Genomic DNA, 3,438 nt, shown 5'->3' on the forward strand with positions numbered 1-3,438 from the left:
TAACAGAACGGGCTTGTTCTTCTAAATAATAACTATATGTTTCTTCTGCATCTCGTAAGTTTTGAAATCCTTTTCTGACTGCATCATGCGTCATACTCTTAACCCACAAGCGTTTTTGTGGTGTTTCGTTCACACCTGCCATGATAATAATATTTTTCGCAATGGCCTCTCCAGCTCTAGCAGGATCAGTCGCAATAATGATTTCATCTGCTTTTTGTAACCACTGTTTCGCATTTTGAAAAATCATTTTTTTATCTTTTGACACCTTCATTTTAAACTCTTCTGGAATAATAGGTAGTTGGTCCATACTCCATTTTTTCCATTCTTCTTTATACTCATCAGGGTTACATAATTCGATGAGATGACCGAGCGCTGATATCATAATCACTTCTTCATCTCCGAAGATTTCCGTATCTTTTACGATAATATGTGTACTTTCTCGTTTGGCACTTTGAAATGCTTCCGAATAACTTTTCATTTGTTGCGGTTTTTCACATAGTATCACTTTCACGTGGATTCCCCCTTGAATTGAATTACAGTTAGAACTTCCGCTCTTCCTATTACTGTTCTATTTCCGCCCATCCATCCGTATAGTACTCCGTAAAAAAGTTTGCAGGGTCTGCATTCCATTCCTCTATACACACTCTACCTAGACTATTTTCTAATTTTTTGAATGTAACTTGTAGATAATCATGTAAACGTTTCAACTCATGTAAATTATAATTCTTCAATTCTCCTTCAACGAGTGTTTCATCTCCATACGGAATCGTCATGAGTGCCTTGATTTTCTCCAAAAACTTTTCATTTTGTTCTTGTTCTAATAGCATTTCTTGCTCAATTATTTTTTGGAAGTTACATAAGTGAAACCAGCTTGGCTCGTGAATATGCTTTAAATAAACACCTTCCCAATTGTGATGCAGTTCAATTTCAACATACTCTTGATTCCACCTTCTTGCATGTGAAGTGAATCCGAAATATTTACACAATATATTTTCCAAAGGGGCACCAATAAACCAATTATCCTTTACTCGTTTACTTTTCATATTTAACACAATTTCTTCAATATGTTGTAACAGTTTCCGAACTATAATTTCAGCATGATGTGTAGATACATATATTGCTCCCTTATCATATTCTAAGCTCAAATCATGATAGATTCGGTATACAGTTTCTTTTCTTTCTTGCACTTCTATATATTCTTCCAACTGTTTTCACCTCTTCAATTTAGTCATTTAGCAATATACACATTCCATGATTCTAATTTTCTTTTGCAATACTCAATATGCTCTTCTACTGTGCAAGTCGTACCCGTGTTAATATATAACTCATTTGTTGTTTCTTTATATAGAAAAGAAAGAAGCATGGAAAAAATAAACTTCACTTCTCTCACGTAAGGTTGCAATTCAGATATCGGCATGACAATATCGCCCATCGTAAGATAGTACCCTCGATATCCTTTAAATACATCATTCTGATAATCTTTTGGACTGGTATGAAACTTTTCAAAATCCCCCACATAACTGCACCAATTGAATTCAGGAAGTGTTACTAAGAATTTTCCATTTCCTTCATGGTTATAGACTTGAATTTCCATATCCCCTACGTTCGGAATACCAACTTGTGCATACACACATCCTGTAACATCAACGTGAATCCCCCATATTGCCAGATTCGCTTCACCATATCGGAATTGTTGTTCCAAATCCCTCACCTCAATTTGTTATATAGAATCAAGTTAGGTTCAACTCACATATTTTTTGTGTATTTTTACTAAGTACAACTTCCATTCTTTGAAGATTAGATTGTAAAAACATAATGTCAACATGCTTCTGTTCTTGTAAGAACACTACCGTATCAGCCAGTTCTTCTACTATTGCTCTTTTATTCTCACCGAGAAGAATCTCCGGCAAATTATGCATTCTGTCCGCGATTTCAAAAATAAATTGATGGTAAGCTGTTTTTCCAAGCATTTTCTTATACTGATTTGAAGAATACATTCGTAGCAACACAAATGTGTTGTGCATCAATCCTGCTGCCATTTCTTTTAATTGCAAGATGTCTACTTGTATTAATTGTTCTCTTAACCTGTGAATTTTCTCTCTTTCACCTTCGATTTCATGGAAATTTTGCACTTTCTCTTGTTTTTGTTCTTGCTGATTTCTATCATATTCTTCAGAAGAACTCCCCAATGTTTGAAGCATATAACAAATGACTTCTCGTTCGACATGAGAAAATGTACACCGTGGATTACTCCAGATAAACCGTACCATTTCTCTATACCTAACCTTAGTAAAGAGTTCATTCTGCTCAAATTCTTGTAAAAGTTCTCTTTGATATGCTGTTAATACCGATGTATCAATCACATCTAGGGATATAGGGGATTTCTCTACACCAAATAAGTTTCTTAGTTTCTCAAGGTTTTTCTGATACACCTTCTCTTCCTGTGCTGAAAAATCTTCAAAACGATATTCATGTACAAATTTGCTAAACTTCAGTAAACTTTTCAAAAAACGCTTTTCAAAGAATTTCATACTATACTCCTCCGATTCTTCTATAAGATTTCCTCCACAACACCTTCTCCTTTCTTCCAATATTTCAATTTTGCAAACAAGCCTATTCCGTGAAAATAAATAACCCTGTTACTTGCTCTCCTTCTACTGTTTTATAAGGGTCTAGCAATCCAATTCCTAAGCACTCTCTCATAAAACCTTTGTATTTCACTGCTGTTACATCGTTAAAGACAAAATCTATCTTATTAAGATCCTCAAGAATCGTTTCTTTCGCCATATTTACTACCACTAAGTCACTTGGTGCATCAAAGCAACGACTTAGCATAATACTTATTTGTTTACTCTCAATCAAGGCTAATACTTCTCTCACACCTTGCATCATAGTCTTTGTATCAATTTCCATTGGGATTTTTCGAGCTGACACAGCATCGCATAAGTAACAATCTGTTGATTCACAAACATTTTCACATCTTTCACATACATATACTTCTCTCGTTTTTTTCATTTTTTCTTCTCTCCTTTTGGATTATGAATCTGTACTCCAGCATTAAACTTTATAAGCAAGCTTCTCCTCTGTACTGGCGCTGAACCTTTGATATCCTCATACTCTTTTTCTTCGATTTTTTAATTTGCTCCCACATATATTGAAGAACTCGAGCTGTAATTTTTTCTGGAAAGAATCCCTGACGTTCTAATAGAATGTTTTCTATTACCCACGCCTTTCTTGTGTAATACTCATACTCTCCGCCTGTTTCATCCGCAGTAGCTTGTAATGTACTTTCTGTTTTGGAAGCTTTATTTAGTAGTTGTAAACCGTAATACGTTTGACTCCTTGCTTCTCTTACTTCCTTTAGCAACACATACAAATCGTACGTATGATACTGCTTCAACTCTTCTACAGACTGATGAATGTGTTCTAAGAAGAGTT

General features: G+C 34.8%; 6 protein-coding genes. All 6 read right to left on the bottom strand.

Annotated features, from left to right (window positions below; all coding sequences use genetic code 11):
* Window positions 1–511: toprim domain-containing protein (locus ACODS7_RS31340; RefSeq protein WP_488828466.1), on the bottom strand; the 511-nt coding region annotated here is incomplete at its 3' end.
* Between the two features lie 49 nt (window positions 512–560).
* The gene (locus tag ACODS7_RS31345; protein WP_088029391.1) at window positions 561–1,205 is read right to left on the bottom strand and encodes a hypothetical protein; all 645 of its coding nucleotides are present in this window, start codon (window positions 1,203–1,205) and stop codon (window positions 561–563) included.
* 23 nt (window positions 1,206–1,228) lie between these two features.
* Window positions 1,229–1,702, bottom strand: a complete 474-nt coding sequence (locus ACODS7_RS31350) for a hypothetical protein (RefSeq protein WP_243168590.1) — start codon at window positions 1,700–1,702, stop codon at window positions 1,229–1,231.
* 28 nt (window positions 1,703–1,730) lie between these two features.
* Entirely contained in the window at window positions 1,731–2,531 is an 801-nt protein-coding gene (locus ACODS7_RS31355) for a hypothetical protein (protein ID WP_078185710.1), read from the bottom strand.
* 82 nt (window positions 2,532–2,613) lie between these two features.
* A complete protein-coding gene (locus ACODS7_RS31360) occupies window positions 2,614–3,015 on the bottom strand; it encodes a hypothetical protein (RefSeq protein ID WP_078185709.1) in 402 nt (133 codons plus the stop codon).
* A gap of 49 nt (window positions 3,016–3,064) precedes the next feature.
* Window positions 3,065–3,438 (bottom strand): hypothetical protein (locus ACODS7_RS31365; RefSeq protein ID WP_488828468.1); only part of this gene is annotated, 374 nt, incomplete at its 5' end.

This window comes from Bacillus sp. FG16, from assembly GCF_057809515.1.

Coding starts and splice junctions, on each gene's coding strand:
- ACODS7_RS31360 (WP_078185709.1), bottom strand. CDS start 3,015: ATGAAAAAAACGAGAGAAGTATATGTATGTGAAAGATGTGAAAATGTT.
- ACODS7_RS31355 (WP_078185710.1), bottom strand. CDS start 2,531: ATGAAATTCTTTGAAAAGCGTTTTTTGAAAAGTTTACTGAAGTTTAGC.